This is a genomic window from Occallatibacter sp. FHG110214_02 (assembly GCF_059115385.1).
In genome coordinates, this window is the sequence record NZ_JBZYWK010000031.1 from 16930 (window position 1) to 39136 (window position 22207).

A 22207-nucleotide genomic window follows, 5' to 3' on the forward strand; every position below is an offset into this window, starting at 1 on the left:
TTTGGCGGCGTTGCAGGCAACTGCCTGAAGCGTTGCGTTGCGTGTCCATCGAAGAAGTAACTCGACGACGCAGTACAAGAAATGCCGGAGCAGCGAGGAGGATATGGATGGCGAGTGCTTCGCTTTCCATGGCACCCAGGGAGTAGAACAATCCGGCTATCACTGGTGCACACTGGCTCCGCGCTAGCAGAGCCGCGGCATGAAACACAGTTTGCTTTCCCGATTGCATTCACCCAGGTATCTACAAACGAATTCGCGACTTGAGCATGAACAAGGCTGGCCATGCCAGTGCTTTGACTGAAATTGCTCAGCTCGGCAGGCTGTGACCACGCAAGGCTGCGAGGACAGGCTGCGGGCTGGATGCAGAAACCAGGTTCTGCCGGAGGCATTATGGATCGTTGTGGGGAATGGCTCTATGAAATTTTTTTCCCGAAACTTGGAATCGCTACCACCGCATTCTGCGCCTGCATGCTGCTCGCAACTCTATGCACAAAGCCAGCAGCGGCACAAAATGACGTGGGCTCGATTGTTGGATTCGTGACGGATCAATCCGGAGCAGTGGTGCCGAACGCCAAGGTCACTGTCAGCAATGAAGGTACAGGCGAAACCCGCGTTGTAACCTCAGATGCCTCGGGGCACTATACAGTTCCCAATCTTCCTCCCGCGCTTTACACCGTAACAGCAGAAGCAAAAAGCTTCAGCCGCTTCATCAGCACCAATAACCGCCTCGCCTCCAACAGCACGGTTGAGATTAACGCCAAACTCAACGTAGGCGCGGAGACGCAGACGGTTGAAGTAACGGATACAGCGGTCGTACTGCAAACACAGTCCGCTGCGATTCAAAGCGAAGTTACCGGCTCACAGGTGCAGAAGCAGGAGCTGAACGGAAGAAATCCCATCTACATGACGCAGTTGCTGCCCGGTGTGGCAAGCACGGCGACACTTGGCGACTTCAATTTCGGCTTCAACAGCGGCGCAAGCTTTGCCGTCAACGGCGCGCGTACCAATGACACGCGCTACATCATCGACGGTGCAATGGCGACACGTACCCGCGGCGACAGCCAGATCATCGCAGGCGCAAACGTGGACTCTGTGCAGGAGATGCAGGTGCTCACCGGCGACTACTCGGCGGAGTACGGCAGCGCATCCGGCGCGCAGGTCCGCATCATCACCAAAAGCGGTACTCGAAATTTCCACGGTGCTGGTTACGAGTACCTGCGCAACTCGGCAATGAACGCAAACACGTGGGTGCGCAATCTCACACCTTCCACGCAATTCGCATCACCATTCGTATACAACAATTTTGGCTTCGCAATCGGCGGACCAGCATGGTTTCCGCCATTACCAAACGGCCTGCGCGACCACCTCTTTTTCTTCGTGAATGAAGACTGGATTCGCTATCGCTTTTCACAGCCGCAGACAATGTCCGTTCCCACACCGTTGATGCGCACAGGCAACTTCAGCGAGTTGTTAAGCACGACAAATCCTTGGTACAAGGGCGGCATTCAGCTCTACGACCCAGCGACCTGCCCCACTGTCGGCGCGGCAAGCTGCGTCGCCATTCCCAACAACGACCTGAGCGCATACAAAGGCGGAGCGCTGTTAAGCGCCAATGGACTCGGCATTCTAAAATCCTACCCAGATCCGACACCTGGCTTCCTCAACGGCACATCCAATTACAACGGCTCACTGCCTGACCCGGAAAACCAGCGCAAAGGCCAAATCAACATTGATTGGCTGATCGGCAAATCGCATCACATTGAGTTCCGCCGCTCAGACGACTCGTTCTACCAGTACCAGCCATTCAATCAGAGCAACCCACAGGTACCGTTGGTGTGGCATCGCCCCAACCAGGCAAACTCGCTCGGATGGACATGGACCATCAGCCCAACGATGATTAACGAACTGCGCGCCAGTGTTAGCGTGGACGACGTATACATTGGCGCAGCGCCCGGTGGCGCTGGTTATGACCGCGGCCAGTTCGGCATCAACTTCGCCTACATACTGCCCGGAACCAAAGCGTCAGAAAACAAGATTCCGACGGCCAGCGTGCCGGTTTTCTCCAGCATCGCCGGCGGCCCATATCCTTCGCAGTCTTCAGGCATCATCTCCTCGCTCTCTGAAAGCTTCACCAAGGTTCTGGGCAATCACAACCTGAAGGCCGGCATCTTCATCACCGACTCCGGTGAAAATGACAACGACCAGATCAACGTAAGCACCGTTCCCGGCGGCGCCAGCAATCAGAACGGCACATTCATCTTTACCGACGGGCACTCCGGCGGTACAGGCACCACGGGCGTTGGACTTGCCAACCTCGCTGCTGGACTGGCAGACAGCTACACAGAGATTGGTCCCAAGGCCTACACCAAGTGGCGTGGATGGACCTACGAATACTTCGTGCAGGACAACTGGCAGATCACTTCCAAGCTGCATCTTGACTACGGCATCCGCATCACCACGGCCTTGCCAGTAGAAGCAGCATGGGGCAACGCGGACTTCTTTGACCCAGCCTCTTACGATCCAAGCAAGGTCCCTGTCGTCAATTCGCAAACAGGCAACATCACACTGGGAACAGGCAATGCCTATAACGGCGTGGTAATTCCGGGGCTCAGCAGCTTCCCCAGCGAAGCTACGCAAAACAACCGCGTGCCTGCAGCGAATCCCGCAAACAACGCCTGCGCAGGCGAGCCTTGCACGGGACTTTTTGCGCCCGATCTTACACGTAGATATGTGCATAACACAACGCAGGTGCAGCCGCGCCTCGGCTTCGCTTATCAGGCATTGCCTAAGACAGTGGTTCGCGCTGCACTAGGCCGCTTCGTAACCAATAAGGGCCTGCTCGACAACATCTTCCCAGGCGGCAACTCTCCATTCCAGCCCACGGTAACAGTCAGCAACGTCTCCGTGGACAACCCCGGCGCGAACATCACCACGGGAGTCGAGCCGGCCATCACACTGACCACGCTAAACGAGCATCTGGTTCCGCCTTCGCGCTGGAACTGGAACCTGGCCGTCGAACAGGAGTTCACTTCGCTGCACTCCGTCTTCCAGGTGAGCTATGTAGGTGCACGCGGCCTGCATAACTGGGACACCATCGATATCAACCAGGCCCCAGTCGGAGCACTGCTGAATGCTCCCGCAGGCACAAGCATCCAGTACCTTCGCCCCTACAAGGGCTTCGCCTCCATTCAGCAGGAGCAGAGCGGAGTAAACTCTGCCTACCACTCACTGCAAACATCATGGAATACCAATCTTGCCTCAGGCACAAGCGTAGGCATCTCCTATACGTGGGCAAAGGCAACGGACGGCAGCTCCAACTACCGCGACATCGTTCCCGATAGCTACAGCGATAACAAATATCTCTGGGGTCCATCGGAATATGATGTTCGCCACACCTTCATCATCAACTTCCTTTACGCGCTGCCGTTCTTTGTAGACAAGCACAACCTCGCGGGCGAGTTGCTGGGAGGCTGGCAGTTGAGCGGCAACGTACAGGCGCAAACCGGCACACCCTGCGGCGTAGGTACGAGCAATGAATACGCAGGAGTCGGTGAAGTAGGCAGCTTTGGCTGCGGCACTCAGGGCCAGTTCTGGGTGAAGCACGCACAACCGTCCAGGCTGAAGCAGTTCGGTGGCGCAACAGGCACTGGCGGCAAGTGGTTCTCCACCACTTACGGCAACAACGAACCAATCTTTACGCAGCCAACACCGGGAACCTTCTTTGAGCAGCGCGGCGTGCGTGACAGCATCTACGGACCGGGCCTGCAGAACTGGAACCTCGCGCTGATTAAAGCCTTCCCCATCCGCGAGAGCATTGGTTTTGAGTTCCGCGCCGAAGCCTACAACTTCATCAATCACCCCAACCTTGCCAATCCGAACTTTACGCCTACCTCTTCAAGCTTCGGACAAGTAACAAGCAAAACCATCAGCAACCCGCGAACTCTGCAAGTGGGTGCGCGCCTTCACTTTTAACCGAAAGGGTTTATCCTTGCTCCCGCACGGCTTTGTGCCATGCGGGAGCTTGTTTGGTACGGGAACACAAAAATGCTCAGGAGCTGATAACCCAAATGAACCGTCCCATCTGCCGTACTATTTGCCATTCCATCGTCATGTTGGCCGCGCTGCCATTGGCTGTTGTTCATGCGCAGACCATGAAGTCCCCCGACATTACAAAAACCCCAACCCTCTACGTGGTGCCTTATGCGCATCTTGATACGCAGTGGCGATGGGAGTTCCCGCAGTCAATCAGCGAATACCTGCTGAAGACAATGCGCGTCAACTTCGACTACATGCAGAAGTACCCGCACTACGTCTTTAACTGGACAGGCGCAAATCGCTATCGGTTAATGAAGGAGTATTTCCCGCAGGACTACGCAAAGATGAAGCAGTATGTAGCCGAAGGCAGATGGTATCCCGCAGGCTCATCCGTAGAAGAAGGCGACGTAAATCTTCCCAGCGCAGAAGGCATCTTCCGTCAAATTCTTTATGGCAATACTTACTTCCGTCATGAATTCGGTAAGGCCAGCAGCGAGTACATGTTGCCGGATTGCTTCGGCTTTCCTGCCTCTCTGCCAAGCATTCTCGCGCACTCTGGCGTCAAGGGATTCTCAACGCAAAAGCTGGCGGCCAACTGGCAGCCCGCGCCCAAAGTTGGTGGCACTGATTCGCCAGAGCAAACACCTGAAGGTATTCCCTTCAATGTTGGGGTGTGGATTGGCCCAGATGGCGAACGCATACTGTCCGCATTGAACCCAGGCGGATACCCAGATCAAGGAAATCAGGATTGGGGGCATCACGAATTCATGCTCGGTCTTGCAGGACATGCGAATGATTGGCGTCAGTTGCAGACGGTGTGGCAAGCGCATCGTCTCAATAACCCACTCACGGCATTTGTTTCTGCCAAACATTCTGGCTCACTGGGTAAAACATTTTCCTTCCTGCATCTCAACAATCCCAACATCCGCGTGCTCGCACTGAAGAAAGCGGAGGATAGTGATGAGGTCGTTATTCGCTTGGTTGAGCTTGCTGGAGCGGCCGCTAAGGATGTACAGGTTTCCTTTGCGGCGCCCGTTACCAGTGCACGCGAAATCAACGCGCAGGAACAGCCGATAGGCGCTGCAAACGTGAGCAATGGCGCGCTCGTAACATCTTTTACTGCATATCAGCCACGTACCTTCGCTTTGCATCTCGGCTCTTCTTCAGCGCATATTGCACCGCCGCACTCTGAGCCTGTAGCACTGCAATACGACCTTGCCGCAGCAACCAACGATGATGACAAAACCAGCAACGGTGGTTTCGATGGCAAGGGGAATGCAATTCCTGCGGAAATGCTACCCTCGCAAATCGATTTTGATGGCGTGCATTTTCAACTCGCTCCCGCAAAAACAGGAGCAGCAGACGCGATAGTTGCAAAAGGCCAGATTCTCACACTGCCTGCAGGCCACCACAACCGGCTTTACATCCTTGCAGCATCAGCAGACGGCGACCAGAAAGCCATATTTCACATAGGCAAGCAGCCCGTAAGCCTGAACATTGAGGCGTGGAACGGATGGATTGGCCAGTGGGATACGCGTCTCTGGAAGAACCTTCCGGAAGAGCCCAACTGGGCCATCTCTGCAAATCATGCGCCTTGGCCACCGCCAAATTTCGCACAGCGCGAAGCACGCCCGCCCGCTCTGCGTTACCCGGAAGATTACGTAGGGATGGAATCAGGCTATGTGAAGCCAGCGGCACTGGCATGGTACGTCTCGCACCATCACACGGAAGACGGACTCAATCAGCCCTACGAGTATTCCTATCTCTTTGCTTATTATCTTGAAATACCGGCAGGAGCGCGCACACTCACACTCCCCGACAATGACAAAATACGCATCCTGGCTGTCACCGCAGCAGAGGATTATCCAACACTTACTCCCGCAGCACCGCTTTACGACACACTGAATCGCACAGAACCCGATATGTAGTAAGTCTTTTCTATAGCGAAGCTATGATTGCGTGGGGCAGTAAAGCAAAGAGGGAATGCCCGCTCAAGTGGGCATTCCCTCTTTGTGTTTGTACTGTCTGAAGGATTCATCCACGAGAGCCAAGCGGAGCAAATTCCTTCAGCTTGCTGCGCAGCGTCGATTTCCGTGGCAACTTCTCATGCAGCAACAACTCCGTAGCCTGTACCGCAGGGTTCGCATGAAACCACTGCTGCATGACATTGCCATGCAGTGCATTCACAATTGCCAGCAGTGACATTCCTTGATGGTGTGCCATCCACTCCCGTACCAACACAGGCTTGCGACGCGATTCCGTAAAGTCAGCGGCCTCGTAAAAGCCAAAGGCGCCAACCCACTTCGCAGAATCCATCTTGCGCAGGTTCTGCAAAGCCGCTGGTCCATCCATACCTAACGCCAGAAACGTGGAATAAGGCGAGATAATCGGTCCCGCATTTGCCTCACGCCATAGCGAAACCTCTGGAATTCCATACGCGTGGTAGTGATAGTCTCCCGCGTCATTCTTGCGCGCAGCGCCGGACTCCGAGATACCCCACGGAAGCCGCATTGCAGAAGCGAATCCGCGCTGAACATGCACAACTGTAGTCTGCGTATTCGCCAGCAACGTGCCCTGATAGCTGCGCATCCACAGAGACGGCATCAGGTACTCAAACATCGTGCCGCTCCATGAAAGCAACACAAAGCGCCCATAAGCGCGTACATGGTCGCGTGCCAGTTTCAACCAGCTTTGCCGGGGCAGGTCTCCACGCGCAATTGCCAGGAAGGTAGCAATGCGTGCTTCAGAAGCAATCATGTCGTAACAAGCCTCATGCGTGCGCTGCTTCTGCATGTCATAGCCAATCGACAATATCTGCCGTCCGGAATCAATGAGGAATGCAAACTCCGTCTCATCTGCAAGCCGTCCGGAGTCCTGCGCAATCGTGCGCAGGCTGTTCAGCAGGGCATTCATTTTGGAGATAGCCGGAGTCAACTTTGCATGAAGCTCGCGGCCTAAAGCCGTTACCTCCGGTGCAACTCCAATCGAATTGCCAACCTGGGACAGCCGAATCTTCAATGCCTCGGCAAACACAATGGCTTCTTCCAGCGAAAGTGTGCCCGCATCGTCATCCAGGCCAAGCTCCTGCAGCACGCGCAGCGGAAGATAATCCGGCAGAGTCCACGGCATGTAATCGCGCATAAGAGACTGGATGCGCCCAACTCTTGTTCGTGCCTCTGCCAGCAGCCATGCGGAGCTTCCCGAAGACGGATAGGCGGCCATAGCGCTTTTCAGAGCAGCTTCCGCAGTTGCCAGCCACTGTATCCATTGGTCGCGTGTTGCAGTGCGCCGCGGAATAGCCACCTTGGCTAGTCCCGTTGATGAGCCTGCTTCCGCGCAAAGCAACTGCCAGAACGCAACCAGCCCTGTAAAGAGTCGTTGCGCAAGCAATGGTCTTTTTGAAATTTCCACCGTGCCAGTGTGCAGCGTATAAAGAGAGGCTACGAAGTTTCCGCTGTCAACCGAGGAAACAAACTGCGCCGTTCCCAAAGGTTTTAGCGTCTCCGTGTCATACCAGTTATACAAATGCCCGCGAAACTTCTCGAGCCGCGCAATTGTATTCAAGCTGCGTGACGAAAGCTCGGCATACTCAGGAGCCGTCAGGAATCCAAGCTGATGTGCTGCCTGGCGTGCATTCAGGAGGAGGCCCACATTGGTGGGCGAGACACGCGCAGCTTCAACAAGCCCATCCTCGACAACATTGTCAGGAATCAAAAAATGATGCCGCTCCGAGCTGAACTGATGAAAATATCTCCACGCGCGAAGTCCATGACTAAGAAGAAATTCTTCATCCTGCACACGTGGCCGCCTGTTGCGCCGCGGAGTACGGTTCAACCATGAGGTCGCAGGAACACCAAGCAGCCATAGAAGCAGAATCGGCGCGGCACAAAGTATTGTGCTGTATTCAGATTCATATAGCCATAGCAAGCCGGCAAGGCAAAGAGGAATCAGCGGCGCTATCACAAGGTAGCGATCCGCAGGAGCACGTCCACGCGTCAAAGATTCTGCTTGATCCGCAGTCTCCCACTCCAGCAAACGCTTGCCAGTAATCAAGCTCCGAATCAGCGAACGAATAACCGCATCACATACCAGCAATGTTGTATGAGGCAGCAGAACAATGCGGAAGAGAAGAATAAGAAATGCACTGCCAAAATCTGCAAATGCCTCTCCCGTACTTCCCTTACGGCCGCTTGTCCATCCATGCACCAGGTTGAATGCCAGTTGCATGACGATAGGCAACACCAACAGCACAATCGGCGCAAGCGTCCAGTAAAGCGCTCCTCCCGGCAAGCCGAACCATGCAGCAATAAACAGCGCAAAAAATGCGGGCTCCACGAGTGACCGGCGAAGGTTATCAAAAATCTTCCAACGGTTCACCACGGAAATAGGATTCGCGCTGGTCTGTCCCTGCTCGTTCGGAACGTGCTGCGATATCCATCGCGCAATCTGCCAGTCTCCGCGAACCCAGCGATGCTGCCTCCGGCTATACGCACTATAGTGCGAAGGGTAATCCTCAATCAGTTCCACATCAGAGATCAGACCTGCGCGTGCATACGATCCTTCAATCAAGTCATGGCTCAGCAGGGCATTGCGAGGGAACCTGTTATTCAGCACAGCATGAAGAGTCTCAGCTTCATAGATGCCTTTGCCGGTAAAGATGCCTTCACCAAAGAGGTCCTGGTACGCATCCGAGGTTGCACGCGAGTAAATATCAAAGCCCGTTTGCCCAGAAAAGATAGCCGCCAAACGCGAACGCGCAACAGACTGCACCGTAATGCCAATACGCGGTTGGAGAATTCCATAACCAGCCGTCACCACACGCTTTTTCGGATCAAGTATCGCTTGATTTAACGGATGCGCAAGCGCACCCGCAAGCTGAGCAGCCACGCCGCGTGGAAGCTGTGTGTCCGCATCCAGCGTAAGCACATAGCGAACCTTCTGCAACACATCCACTTTTCCGGCCTTAACTGGGAACGCGTCAAATTCGCGGGCCAGCAGCTTGTTCAGGTCCAGCAGTTTACCCCTCTTGCGTTCCCATCCCATCCAAACATCCTGTCGCACGTTGTACTGCCGCCTGCGATGCAACAGCAGAAATCCGCCGCCATCTTGCGATGTGTATTTTGCATTCAGCCCATTGATAAGCTCTGCAGCAAGATCAATGAGTGGATGAGCATCCTGGTTATGCGGCTTGCTGAAAGAGTCTGCAAGGTCCGTAAGCAGTGCAAAGTGCAGATTGCGGTGGCGATTAGCTAGATAGCGCACTTCAAGGTCCGCCGCAAGCTTGCGCACCTGTTTCTCGTTCAGCAGCAGTGAAGGCACGGCTACCAGCGTTGTATACGCTTCAGGAATCCCCTTATCAAAGTCCAGCCGTGGCATCTGCTCAGGCTCAAATAACGTAGTCACCGCATAGTTCACCAGGTCCACTGCAGTCTGTGTAGCAGGAAGCAGCAGAAGAACAATAGTAGTGAGAACAGAGAGAAACATCGAGAAGTGCGCCAGCACTGGAAAAATCAGTGCAGCACACAAAAGAACCGTAAGGAGAATAATTCCTTCAATATAAAACTCATCGGCATGTGCGCGAACTAATTGCCGCGCACGAAATGATGTGGGTGGATGAAAGCTGCTCCTTTCCGCAAGCTGAGAAAAGCCCTTGTCAATCAGGTAGTAGCCAATGTGGCTGCGTCTCATTTGCTCGCGCGGGTTCTGCCATTGGATTGCCCCGGATCGCCGCGAAAGCTCCAGTGCCAACTCTGCAATTTGCAATTCTGTGTAATCCGAGTGGCGCGCAATATAGGCAACGCGCTTGCAGTATGCTTCGCGACTCATCAATTCCATTGCTGGATAAGCCCCGGCAATGTCCTTCTGCAAAACGCGATTCACTTCCAGCAGTGGCTCAACCTCTGCATGCCACGCCATATTTGTAATGGCACGCAGGCTTTTCAGTTCCGTCAAAACGAGCGCTGCTCCACCAGCGCCCTGTGTGCGTAACAGGATGCGGGCTTCATCAATTATGCTTTCAAGCAGAAGGAACCGCAGAAAGTTAGAGGCGGTCCACAACTCGTCAATCGTCAGCACTTCGTGCGATTGCACAATCCCAATAAATTGATGGAATGTTTTTGCCGCAAAGGCATAATCTACCGCATGCAGATAGCGCTGTATGGCGACGGCAATGCGCGGTACGCCAGCTTGCGGCCCCTGCACAACACGTGGCAACATGGAGAGCTGTTTCCGCATGTCTTTGATGCTGGCAGCCGCCGCGCGAAGATGGCGGTACTCCGCAGCCAACTCTGACAATGCAGTCTGAGATGGAGAAGGAACCGGGCTATTCTTGTCCCGCATCTCCATAAGTGATTTCTCTAGCTGCAGCAGTTCGCGTTGTGCGGAATGGACGCGTGCAGGAAAATCGCTGCGAGTCGTTGGCCGCAGCGCAACGTCCAACATAGCGACTTCGCGAGCAGCGGAACTGAGGCGCTCATCGGCCGATCCGGCCTGTGTTGGATTCGTATCAATCATGGTTTCCATTTCAATCCTGGTTCCTTATCGGTAGCTTGCAGCTTGCAGTTCAAACATCTCGGCATAACGTCCGGAGCGTTCCATCAGTTCCGAGTGATTGCCTTCTTCCACAATCTTTCCGCCCTCTAGGACAACAATTCTGTCTGCAAGGCGCACCGTAGAAAATCGATGCGAAATCAGAAGTGCCATTTTGCCGAACGCGAGTTCCGAGAAGCGTTCAAAGACTTCAAACTCGCTGCGTGCATCGAGTGAAGCAGTGGGTTCATCCAGAATGAGCAACTGTGCATCGCGCAGATAAGCACGAGCCAGTGCAAGCTTTTGCCATTCGCCGCCTGAGAGGTCTACTCCGCCCTCAAAGCGTCGGCCCAGCATCTGGTCATAGCTCTCTGGCAGTTTCGCAATTACGTCACTCGCAAGGCTCTTGTGCGCGGCATATTCAATCTCCTCTTCCGTATGAGGAACCTCGATGCGGCCCACGGCAATGTTTTCCCGTGCCGTCATCTCATAGCGCATAAAGTCCTGGAAGATGACGCCAATCTCCGCATGAAGTGAGGCGAGGTCATAGTCGCGCAGGTCCACGCCATCCAGCAGAATCTCTCCTTCCGTTGGGTCATAGAGCCGCGTAATTAACTTAACAATGGTTGTCTTCCCTTGGCCGTTTTCACCAATCAGGGCAACGCGCTCACCGGGCAAAAGCGTGAAATTAAAGTTGCTCAGAATGCGCCGTGACGTGCCCGGATAAACAAAGGAGACATTGCGAAATTCAAAGCCACGCTGAATGGGCCGTGGAGCAGGCAGTCCATTTTGCTTTTGCTCCACGCGCGGCTTCATCGCAAAGAAGGCGATTAGGTCAGTGAGAAAGAGTGCCTGGTCCGCCACACCGGATGCAGTAGAAAATGCCTGCTGCAGATTTCCCATCGCTTGAGTAATCGCGGTTGTAATCAGCGCGAGGTCGCCAATGCTGTAGCTCCCCTGGATAGTGCGGAAGATGCAGTAGGCGTAAGCGCCGTAATAACCGCATTGCCCAAGAATGGACAGCACCCCGCCCCAGAAAAGCCTCTGCCTGCTCAGGCTTACATTTTCTTCATAAATCTGCTTGGACAGCGAAGCAAAGCGTTCCGTCAGGTACTCGCTCAGGTTAAAGAGCTTCAGTTCCTTTGCCGCTTCTTTGCTGCCGCCAACCTGCCGCAGATAGTCCATCAACCGCCGTACAGGTGTCTGGCGAAAGTTCTTCGCATAGCTCAGAAATGCGAAGTGGCTTTCACCAAGAAAGGCAGGAATGATTCCCACAATCAGCAGAAGCAGCAGCACCGGGGAATACTTCACCAGCACAACAGAGAATGCCAGTGCCGCCGCCGTTTGCTGTATCAGTCTGCCCATCTGCTGAATCATTGCCAGCCTGTCCGTTGCCTGCACACGTGCGCGCTCAAGCCGGTCATAAAAGACTGGGTCCTCATACGCAGTCACATCGAGCGCCGCAGCCTTTCGCATTACTTCCACGCTAACGTGGTGCGTATAGCGGTCCGCCAGCAAGCTGTCGAAGTAATCCACCATGCGCGAGAGAACACCCAGCGCGATGGCAAGCACCATCTCGGCCACAACCAGCAGCCAGAAGTCGCGTGTAACCGGAGCATGGTCGCGTATGCGGATTACGCCGTCGATGATGAAGCGTGCGATGACGCCAATGCCTACTGGCAAAAACGCCACCACAAACCGGATAACAATGTTCCAGAAAACAACATGCGGACCCGACTCCCACACAAAGCGGAGCACGGGTGGAACATTGCGCAGGGCATGTATACGCTCTGTCCAGGCATTTCTGGAAGGCGTGTCAGGGCCCGAGTGTGATTGGCCGTTTAATACGGCTTTCTTTGCATAATTCATGAATGGTAAGAACGTTTATCTTCTGCTTGCTTGGATTGTTTTTGTTTTGTGCGCGAGGCAAAGTTCGTTACCAAGGCGTTTTCAAGGTCTTATCGAGCGCAGACCAGAGTTATTAATAATATAAATATATAAGGAAGTTGTAAGTGCATGTATTGTGATGCACGTTGGAAATCAGGTGTTGCTTTGTGTTCAAGCGTGCTTGCGGTTTTATAAACTTGTTGGTGTGTAAGGCTTGAAACCAGCATTGGCCATGCCGCGCTGTGCCTCGGCATTTTTCATAAACGTTTCCCATACAAATCCAGTCCGGGCATTTTCCGCCATTATCATCGTGATGCCTGTATCAATACCGATGACATCTGTGTCATACCAGTTGCTTAGAGGATTGAACGCGTTGACAAATCCATAGCGGCACCACGCATTTGGATAGTGGTCGTGAATGGTACGCAGAACCCGCATAGTAGCTGCTGGAAGAAAGGGAATTGACCCGCCTGCAGCCGATGGCACAACCGTACCGTCAATCGGCCCCATTGCCGGTGGTCCTCCCCACACCACATATCCGTGTGCGGAGTCCGACGCCGTAATACCCCACAACGCATTGCTGTAATCCGGAAATTGCACATTCATTTCCAGGCAGAATCTCCGGTGAACATCCGTAGCAATCGTCGAATTGATAAAGTAATCCGCATATTTATCCCGCTTATTGCGGAAGTCAAACCATGCCTGCGAATACTGGTGTACAAACAGCGGGGCAAACGAGCCAATATAGTGCTCGCCGTCATATTCAAAGAGGTTGCGCTTCCACGCAAACCATGTCTCGCTTGGCAGCGGATGCGAAGAGGACCCCATGCCAAGCAGATACATCATCATCAGTTCGCTATAAAAATCCCACCGCGTAGGAATAAATCCCAGTTCCGGCGTCCACCCATGCGATAGCAAGGAAGTATCTTCCGAAAGCCACGTCCAATCCACGCGGTCAAAAATGGCATGGGCCAACTCTTGAATATCTTTGTCCTTAAAATGCTGCTTGCAAGTAAGCACGCCGCACAGCAACATTGCCGTATCAACAGAAGACACCTCGGAATCCCAGATGCGCTCTCCCGTATCAATATGTGCAAAGTGATAAAAGAATCCGCGATGCGTAGGCAGTTTATGCCACAGAAAAGAAAGCGTGCGCAGCACACGCAAGCGCGCATCAGCATGGCTGATAAAGCCGCGTTTTTCCGCAATGCAAATCGCTGTCAGCCCAAAACCTGTCGAGGCAATGCTGGCTGCCGCGCTTGTATCTTTTGAGCGAACATTGCAGCGGTCCTTAATCAGACCTGTCTGCGGATTCGCCTGCTCCCAGAAGAAAAGAAAATTTGCCTGCTCCAGGTCATTGAGAAACGCATCATCCTGCGGCGAAAGAGAAGTATGCGGAATTGAGGTTTTTTCCTCGCCTCTTTGCTCCTTCTGTTCTGCCATGGAAAGCATAGACGCGGCGTATCCGTGCTTCAGCGGAAGTCCCACAGCCAGCCCGGCAATCTGTTGCAGCACTTCGCGGCGGGAACGCCAGTTGGGCTCATCGTCAGGTAATTGCTTGTCTCGTGGCAGCATCATGCAATCATCGGAACAGGTGCTTCAGTATATATTGATGTCATATTCGTGCCGTTCGTTACATAGAACTAAATAGTTAGAGTTCGATGCGAATATAAGTGAGCAGCAATATCGTCACAATTGCCATCTAAATCATCTTCAGATGCGTCCAATCGCCGTAAAGGTTGGTCAAAAGGACAGTGAGCCGAAAGAAAATCATACTTTACGTGGCAATTGCCGCGGTCGCATGCACAACAGCGTGGCTTCTGCTGCGGCATCACGCATTGCGCCGCGGTCTCAGCACCATGCAGGGCGCGGTAATCCGCTTCGACCAGGACACGCGCAAGGAACTTCCCATTGCCGGTGTTGTCGTCACCGCATCCAACGGCGCTGTCACCGCCACCGCCACAACAGACGCCTCCGGCTATTTCCGCATTGTATTCTCGCAAGTCATCTGGCCCGGTCAGACCATGAACCTCAAGTTCCGCAATGCCGACTACCAGCCGCTCGACATGCACCTCAGCATGACCTTTCGCTCCACTCCAAGACGGCTGATTGTCGCGACCATGAAGCCTCTGCCATTGCATTCCACTGCCACGCCGGGGCAAGCCCCCATCGTAATCTCAAACATCCGCGTTCGTTATACCGTCAACAGTGAAATGGACGACAACATCGGCAGCGCCGTGCAAACCTTTCAGGTCGTGAACCAGGCCAACATCCCATGCAAACGCAGAGTGCCGTGCTCGCCAGATGGCGACTGGAAAGCCTCCAGCAACTCCGTCACCCTAGATGCCGGAGCAGGGAACAGGTTTCAGAATGCGCGTGCCTCGTGCATCGCAGGCCCATGCCCGTTCACGCGAATCAACCCCATCACGCTCGCGCAGGATGGGCGTGCAATGACAGTCTCCGCGCTGAACTGGTCAGACACCGCAACATTCCTCGTTGAGGCAGAAGTATTCCACGCAGCCGTTACTCCCAGCGTGCGCCAGTTATACCCGGTCATCTATGGCCGCACACTCAACTTCACTCTGCCCGGAGCAGAAGAAGGTGCAAGCATTGAAGCCGATGTGAACGGCGTCTCCATGGTCTTTCCGCTCGGCCCTGAACTATCCATGAGCTGGGCTACCTGCTCGTCCAGATCGAACGACCACGGCAAAGATTCAACAGTCTACCGATGCGAGCTAAAACCCGAATATCGTTTCTGAGTTCTTTTGATTGCCTGCATGAGCAGTAACCGGAAAGCGCAAAAGCGCACTCACCTGGCAATCCCAATACTGCGCGAACCAAGAGACTTAGGAGCCACGGCGCGCTCTCCAGCAATAGCGCGAAGCTCCGCCACCCCGCGCACACCACCGACACGCCTCACCGTATAAGCACCGCCCATACGCACCGGAACAACAAGAATCGGTGCGGTCGAAGCAGCCGCCACGCGCACTCCCGTACGCGCATCCACAACCTCGACATTCCTGCCAGCCCACGGGTTACGTATGCGTATCGCAGTGTTTGCACCGGACTCAATCCCCACCGTCAGCAACTCGCCCTTGCGAATCTGCAAATGAACCTTGCCGCGATGCAGCGTGTTCACCGTAGCATCGGCATCCCAATCCTTCGGCCATGCGGGAGCAATCCTCAGCAGCCCGTCATAATCCTGCACCAGCGCGGTCTGCAGTACGTCAGACACCACGCCAATCTGCTCGATATAAAACTCAGTGCCAACAAACTTCGCAAAACCTGAAGGAGTAAGCCTGGTATCTCTCAGTCAAAGCCAGCAAGCTCGCCTTGAACTCATCCGTAAGCCCCTTCGGAAAGGTGTCGGCACGGTTGAGCTGCGCAGTGTATCCAATCCTGTGCCCACACAGCCAGCCCAGGCCGCCAATTGCCCAGCGGCATTGCCTCCTCAGGCTTAAAATTAGATCTCTGCAGAACAATGTCAGAGCGCCCAACAACGCTCTTCCGCTCGACATGAAAGCTGCCCTGCCGCCAGGCAGTACCCGCAGCATCCTGCCCCTGCGCAAGCAGAGAGAATCCAAGAAAGAGAACCGCACTCATCTTCTTCAACAAAGGCAACCTCATTAGCACTGCGTAGTGTATCTGTCCGTTCCAGCAGAATCCTCGGTGTTCCATCCTTGGCAGGTAGCAGTTTTGTGCCAAGGATGAGCACCCATACCGCTAGCTTCCTATCCTCGTTCTCCCACAAATTTAAGCGATGTCATCCTGAGCGCAGCGCATTGGGGCCCCGCGAACGGTTTCGTCGTTCGTGGGGCAGGCAGAGCGAAGGATCTGCGGTTGTCTTTTATAGTTTTTGCCCTTTACAGCCTTTCCGCCTTTTATAGCTTTAGCCGTATATCTAAAAACCCTGTACCCCGCACCCTGAACCCTGTCCCCTGCCTGCCTGTGGAAAACCCTTGTCAAGCCATCAGGCCCAAAATGTTTTCTAACTCATTGATTCCATTAAGCAAAAATCCTCGCCAGGTTTGCACTCAATTAACCCCAAATATGCCAAACTAACAATAAGCAGAAATGAATCAGAAAAGCGGCCCGATTCCCAGGGAATCGGGCTGTTCTGTTTTTCCCGCTAACCTGCTTACTCAAAAGAAAGGAGCCCCAATGCACTCAATAGCAGGCACGTCCCACTTGTCCCTTGTCCCTGTCTTCTGCACAATTCCACAGTTCCGGAATAAAGAAACTGCACAGTCCCTGTGCAATCCCCCGCAACCGACTCAAAACAAACAGCCTGGAAAAGCACCCCGCTGTGCGCATACACACGGACGCATAAAGGAGACATAAATTAAGGAATCACTCGGTGCAAGCACAGATCCCGTGACGAAGCTCCCACACTAATCTCGCGGCTTCCAGCAGGCATCTTTTACGCAGTCTCTTCCGTGGACCTGTACTGAAGCTGCCGCTCTACCACATGCAGCGTTACGCTCTTCGACTCGCCTGCGGTTACCGGAACGCGGTCAAAAGCAACCAGCGCCCAAACAGGGAACTGCACGCCATTTGGAATCTCACTCGGCGCACCGAGATAAGCCTGCGGCACTTCATCTGAGTCCACGCCGCCTGTGTTCCTGAGCGTGAAGTTCACATCAAGCCCGTTGTCAGCCTTTGCGATCTCGATGGCTGCCTTGTAGTCTGCCTCGCACTGCTCTGGTGTGTACCGATTCAACCGCACCTGAACCAGCGCATGCGAGGTGTCCGGCTCGCTGTAAATTTTCCTCGGGCGTTGGTGGGACGAGGATTATTTCGCAGAGGTCGATGATTTTGTCGCAGAAGAGTAAGGTTGTCATTACTGATTATGGGTTCCCCACGATTGCTACGGGACGGTGGATTATTGAAGGCGCTGCCAGAACGCTCGATACCTTTCAGTGCAAGACGGCGGAGGATGTGATTGCGTCCGTGCAGGATGTGGAGGCGCTGTTTGTGCAGTGGGCTCCCGTTACGCGAGCTGTGATTGAGGCGCTACCGAAGCTGAAGGCGATTGTCCGTTACGGCATTGGGCTGGACAATGTTGACCTGGATGCGGCGCGTGAGCGGGAGGAGCGTTCTTGAGCTGCAAAGGCCTGCAGCGGAAGAGGCCGTTCGTTCGATCCGTGGAGAGGTGCTGCATTACCGTATTGTGTAGTCAGGGGAAGGATGCGGATGCAATATGAGATTCAGCTGCTCAAGATGGGCCAGTGCGAAGTTCCGGGACCTGAAGTCTACTGGATGAGCAAATGGAACACTTGGGAGACGCTGCATTTCTGGATGGTTCTGATTCGCGGCGGTGGGAAGAACATTCTTATCAATACCGGGCCGCCGCTGGATCTGGCTCCGATGAACAAGGTTTGGAGCGAGGCGATTGATCCACGGTCGCAGTTTGTTCGTGAAGAGACAAAGCGGCCAGAGAATGCACTGGCGCGTGTAGGGCTGACGCCGGCGGATATTGATTATGTGCTGATTACACCGTTGCAGGCCTATGCTACAGGAAATATTGCGCAGTTTACGAATGCGCAGATTTGCATCTCGCGGCGTGGGTGGATTGAGGACTTTCATGCGCCGAAGTTTGATATGCACATTCCGCGCAAGCTGCGTATTCCGGATGAGTCTCTGAAGTACCTGGTGCTGGATGCGCCGGAGAAGGTATGGCTGCTTGAGGATGAGGACGAGATTCCTCCGGGGCTTCGATGTTTCTGGACGGGCACGCATCACAGATCGACGATGGCGTATGTGATTGAGACGGCGCGTGGGACAGTGATTGCTTCCGATTGCTTCTTCAAATATCTGAATGTGGAAGAGAGCATTCCACTGGGAATTATGGAGAGCCTGGAGGAATGTATGCTGGCTTACAAGCGCATCCGAAAAGAAGCTGACATTCTCTTCCTCTCTACAATCCCAAGGCAATTGAGCGAATCTGAATACTCGCAAGCATATAGGAATGTGAAGGGAATATGCAGGAACGGGCTTCAGGAGATCGCTTTATAGCCAAAGAGGCTATCGATACAGGCGCAGCTTCCGGGATTGGCCAGGCTGTGGTGGAAGCGTTTTGTGCGGAGGGTGGCTCTGTTGTCTTTCTCTATATGAATCGAGAGAAGGGCGCAGAGTTGGAAGCGCAGTTGAATGCTGCGAAGATGCAGGCGCTGTTTCTGTATGGCGATATGGGTGATGATGCCTTTATTGCATCCGTGGTTGGGAGTCGGTGTGGAGAAGGTTTCACATGCTGCGGCGGTTGGATGAGCCGAGCGAGATAGCGGCTGCGATTTTATTTTTGTTCAGCGAAGACGCATCGTTTATTACGGCTGCAGATTTGCCTGTGGATGGCGGATACCAAGGGCTGGGCAGCGAAGGGCTTGGCGAGTTCAATACGTTTGCGGGATTGGATTGATCTTGAAAGTTGTGTAGCTGCAGAGAATTGCCTGGGAGAGAGTTGATGGTTCGGTTTGGCGGTGTAGTGTGCGCGGTTTTGGCGTTTACGGTGATGGCGAGCGCGCAGGGAGCGGAGAAGCGTGGGCCTGTTGAACTGCGAGTGAATAATCTTGTTGCTCCGCTGGGTGTCGATTCAACACCGCGGTTTTCATGGCAACTGAGAGATGATGCGCGTGGCGCGCGGCAGAGCGCGTATGAAGTGCAGGTCGGTGCTTCGGCGGAGGCGTTGGGGCATGGTAAGACGCTGTGGGATAGCGGGCGCGTGGCGTCGGGCGAGTCGATGAATGTGAGCTATGCTGGGGCTGCGCTGAACCCGAGCACGCGTTATTACTGGCGGGTGAAGGTTTGGGATGCGGCAGGGAAGCTATATGCACCGAGTGAAGTGAGTTTATGGGAGACGGGCTTGTTGAACGAGGCAGCCTGGCATGCGGCGTGGGTTGGATATGAGACGCCGGAAGAAGCCGCGGTGCGGAGTGCGAAGGCAGAGTGGATTACGATTCCCGAGGAGAAGCTGCTGGATAAAGACGGCGAGCTGCAGAAGACGGCTTACCGAACGCAGGTTGCACTGAACAAAGAAGCGAGCCGTGTAACGCTGTATGCAACTTGCCAGGATACGGTTTCCGCGTGGGTGAACGGGAGACAGGTGTTGGCGGCAAATCCACTTTCGGCATGGGGCATTATGCCGTGGAAGAAGTATGTGAAGGCCGATGTGAGCGCGGATGTGGCGAGCGGCGCGAATACGCTGGCGATTGAGTGCGTGCATTATGGCAACGCGGGGCGCGGCGATGCTACTCCCATGAGTGCGACATTGTATGTGGAGTACAAGGATGGGAGCAATGCTACTTTTGCCAGCGGAACAAATTGGAAGTTTGCGGTTCATGCGGGGCAGGGATGGCAGACGAAAACGTTTGAGGATGCTGCATGGAAGACTGCGGTGCGGTGGGGCGGAAGTGCTGAGGAAGCTGCAGTTAAGGCAGGGCATCCATGGATTCCGGATTCTGTTAAGACATTGCGGAATACGTTTGGCGTGAAGAGCGGGATTCTCTCGGCGCGGTTGTATGCAACGGCGTTGGGTGCGTATGAGATGTTTTTGAACGGTAAGCGCGTGAGTGAGGATGTGCTTACGCCGGGATGGACGGATTATCGCGAGCGGGTGGAGTACCAGTCCTATGATGTAACGGCTCTGCTTGCCAAGGGCAGAAATGCAATTGGCGCGCTGCTTGCGCCGGGATGGTATGCAACGCCGCTTGAGTGGTATCAGCGGCCGAATAACTATGGCGATACACCACCGGTTCTGCGTGCGCAGTTACGAATTGAATATGCGGACGGCAGCGTGGAGTGGGTAAATACGAGCGATGCCTGGAAGGCGGAGCGGTCGTTTATTACGAGTTCGGAGCTGTATGACGGCGAGCAGCAGGATGTACGGCTGAAGCAGGCGGGATGGGATACTGCGGCATTTGATGCGACCTGGAAGCCTGTGGTTGTGATTACGCCGTCACCTATGCATGTGGAAGCGCAGGAGTTTCAGGCGGTGCGCGTGGAGAAGGTGGTTGCTCCTGTCAGCGTATCGGAGCCGAAGCCCGGTGTGTTTGTGTATGACTTTGGGCAAAATCTGGCGGGCGTAGAACGGGTTCGGCTGAGCGGGCCTGCGGGAACGGATGTGAAGCTGCGCTTTGCCGAGATTGTGAATGACGACGGCACGATGTATGTGGACAATCTGCGCTCGGCGAAGGCTACGGACCATTTCATTCTGAGCGGCAAGGGCGGGGAAGAGTTTACGCCGCAGTTTACGTTTCATGGTTTCCGCTATCTGGAGATTAGTGGGTTGAAGACGGCTCCTGCGAAGGATGCGGTGAGTGCGCTGGTGGTGCATACTGCTGCTCCGTTGACGACGAAGTTTACGAGCGGCAGCGTAATGGTGAACAAGTTGTGGAGCAACATTCTGTGGGGGCAGCGGTCGAATTTTGTTGGTGTGCCTACGGACTGTCCGCAGCGGGATGAGCGGCTGGGATGGATGGCAGATGCACAGGTGTTCTGGCGCACGGCTAGCTACAACATGGATCTGGCGGCGTTTACGCGGAAGTTTGGCGGCGATATGCGCGGGACGCAGTCGGGCACGCCTTATTACGGTGTGTATTCGCCGGGGACTGCGCATCGTTCTTCGGATTCGGGTGCGGGATGGAGTGATGCGGGGGTGATTATTCCGTGGACTTCATGGCTGCAGACAGGTGATACGGCGGTGATTGCTGAGAACTGGGATGCGATGGAGAAGTATCTCGCGGCGATTGCGGAGAAGAATCCGGATGGGCTTTGGAAGAACGAGTATGGCACGCCGTTTGGTGACTGGCTGGCTCCGGATGGCGCGACCGATGAGGTTCTGATTGCGACTGCGTACTGGGCCTATGATGTGACGCGCATGGCGCAGATGGCGCATGCGACGGGGCGTGTAGCGGGTGAGCAGAAGTATCTTGCGCAGTTTGAAAGAATCAAGGCGGCGTTTGCGAAGCGGTTTGTGCATAGCGATGGATTTGTTGCCGGTGCTTCTAGCGACAACGAAGCGGCGCAGAAGAAGGGCGGCGATACACAGGCGGGATATTTGCTGGCGCTGCATATGAATCTTGTGCCGGATGCGCTGCGTAAGGCTGTGGCAGACAAGCTGGTTGCGAAGATTGCAAGCAACAATGGGCTGCTGGGGACGGGGTTCCTGGGAACGCCGTACATCTTGGAGGAGCTTACGAAGGCGGGGCATACGGATGTGGCGTATTCGCTGTTGCTGAATACTCAGTATCCTTCGTGGGGTTACCTGGTGGAGCATGGCGCGACGACGATGTGGGAGCACTGGGATAGCGATAAGATGAAGAACTCTCCCGGCATGAACTCCTACAACCATTACGGATATGGCGCGGTGGCGGACTGGATATATCGCTATGCAGCGGGTGTGGATGCTACGCCGCTGGATGCTGGTTTTCATACTGTAGTGCTGCATCCGGTGTTTGATGCGCGGTTGGGCTCGCTGGGGTTTGATTATGCGTCGCAGTATGGTGCTATCCATTCGGATTGGACAGTGAAGGGCGCGAGTGCGGTTTGGAATTTGAAGTTGCCGGCGAATACGACGGGATGGTTGAGTGCGAAGGATGCGGTGGCGATGCAGTTGAATCATGTTGCACTGCCGACAAGCAAGCTGGCGAAGGCGCGTTCGCTTGATGGGCAGGATGGATTCGAGATTCCAGCGGGCAGCTATACGCTGGACGTGCAGTTGCAGGAAAAGTAGCGCGTAAGTTTGTTGGTGGAGAGTTTCTGG

General features: G+C 54.5%; 13 protein-coding genes. 8 read left to right on the top strand and 5 right to left on the bottom strand.

From position 1 onward, the window contains the following. Positions 1-468 precede the first annotated feature (468 nt). Together AC5S3R_RS18890 and AC5S3R_RS18895 are read left to right on the top strand one after the other, a co-directional pair. Positions 469-3972, top strand: a complete 3504-nt coding sequence (locus AC5S3R_RS18890) for a carboxypeptidase-like regulatory domain-containing protein (protein ID WP_494268730.1) — start codon at positions 469-471, stop codon at positions 3970-3972. Between the two features lie 95 nt (positions 3973-4067). Continuing rightward, positions 4068-5963, top strand: coding sequence for a beta-sandwich domain-containing protein (locus AC5S3R_RS18895; RefSeq protein ID WP_494268731.1), 1896 nt, complete (start codon positions 4068-4070; stop codon positions 5961-5963). Positions 5964-6069: 106 nt separating this feature from the next. On the opposite strand, the gene AC5S3R_RS18900 is transcribed toward AC5S3R_RS18895, so the two are convergent. The 3 genes from AC5S3R_RS18900 to AC5S3R_RS18910 all read right to left on the bottom strand — a co-directional run bounded on the left by AC5S3R_RS18900 (position 6070) and on the right by AC5S3R_RS18910 (position 14028). Continuing rightward, on the bottom strand, positions 6070-10557 hold the full coding sequence (locus AC5S3R_RS18900; protein ID WP_494268732.1) for a glucoamylase family protein: 4488 nt from the start codon (positions 10555-10557) through the stop codon (positions 6070-6072). Between the two features lie 15 nt (positions 10558-10572). Next, on the bottom strand, positions 10573-12321 hold the full coding sequence (locus AC5S3R_RS18905) for an ABC transporter ATP-binding protein (RefSeq protein ID WP_494268733.1): 1749 nt from the start codon (positions 12319-12321) through the stop codon (positions 10573-10575). 318 nt (positions 12322-12639) lie between these two features. After that, positions 12640-14028 carry a glucoamylase family protein gene (locus AC5S3R_RS18910; protein ID WP_494268734.1) on the bottom strand — a complete coding sequence of 463 codons (1389 nt, stop codon included), beginning with the start codon at positions 14026-14028 and terminating at the stop codon, positions 12640-12642. Positions 14029-14231: 203 nt separating this feature from the next. On the opposite strand from AC5S3R_RS18910, the gene AC5S3R_RS18915 reads away from it, so the two are divergent. Then, positions 14232-15209, top strand: coding sequence for a hypothetical protein (locus tag AC5S3R_RS18915; protein WP_494268736.1), 978 nt, complete (start codon positions 14232-14234; stop codon positions 15207-15209). Positions 15210-15259: 50 nt separating this feature from the next. Here AC5S3R_RS18915 and AC5S3R_RS18920 read toward each other — a convergent pair whose 3' ends face one another. Both AC5S3R_RS18920 and AC5S3R_RS18925 read right to left on the bottom strand, forming a co-directional pair. Next, complete coding sequence (locus AC5S3R_RS18920; protein WP_494268737.1) at positions 15260-15685, bottom strand: hypothetical protein; 426 nt, start codon at positions 15683-15685, stop codon at positions 15260-15262. A gap of 1185 nt (positions 15686-16870) precedes the next feature. Next, positions 16871-17170, bottom strand: coding sequence for a fibronectin type III-like domain-contianing protein (locus AC5S3R_RS18925; RefSeq protein WP_494268738.1), 300 nt, complete (start codon positions 17168-17170; stop codon positions 16871-16873). Between the two features lie 89 nt (positions 17171-17259). On the opposite strand from AC5S3R_RS18925, the gene AC5S3R_RS18930 reads away from it, so the two are divergent. The 5 genes from AC5S3R_RS18930 to AC5S3R_RS18950 all read left to right on the top strand — a co-directional run bounded on the left by AC5S3R_RS18930 (position 17260) and on the right by AC5S3R_RS18950 (position 22177). Beyond that, entirely contained in the window at positions 17260-17553 is a 294-nt protein-coding gene (locus AC5S3R_RS18930; protein WP_494268739.1) for a hypothetical protein, read from the top strand. 90 nt (positions 17554-17643) lie between these two features. Then, the gene (locus AC5S3R_RS18935; protein ID WP_494268741.1) at positions 17644-18465 is read left to right on the top strand and encodes an MBL fold metallo-hydrolase; all 822 of its coding nucleotides are present in this window, start codon (positions 17644-17646) and stop codon (positions 18463-18465) included. Next, positions 18432-18731, top strand: a complete 300-nt coding sequence (locus AC5S3R_RS18940; protein ID WP_494268742.1) for an SDR family NAD(P)-dependent oxidoreductase — start codon at positions 18432-18434, stop codon at positions 18729-18731. The genes AC5S3R_RS18935 and AC5S3R_RS18940 overlap by 34 nt, the downstream gene beginning before the upstream one ends. Then, on the top strand, positions 18680-18865 hold the full coding sequence (locus AC5S3R_RS18945; RefSeq protein WP_494268744.1) for an SDR family oxidoreductase: 186 nt from the start codon (positions 18680-18682) through the stop codon (positions 18863-18865). The genes AC5S3R_RS18940 and AC5S3R_RS18945 overlap by 52 nt, the downstream gene beginning before the upstream one ends. 45 nt (positions 18866-18910) lie before the next feature. Then, positions 18911-22177 (top strand): family 78 glycoside hydrolase catalytic domain, encoded by a 3267-nt coding sequence (locus AC5S3R_RS18950; protein ID WP_494268746.1) that lies wholly within the window; start codon positions 18911-18913, stop codon positions 22175-22177. Positions 22178-22207: the final 30 nt, after the last annotated feature.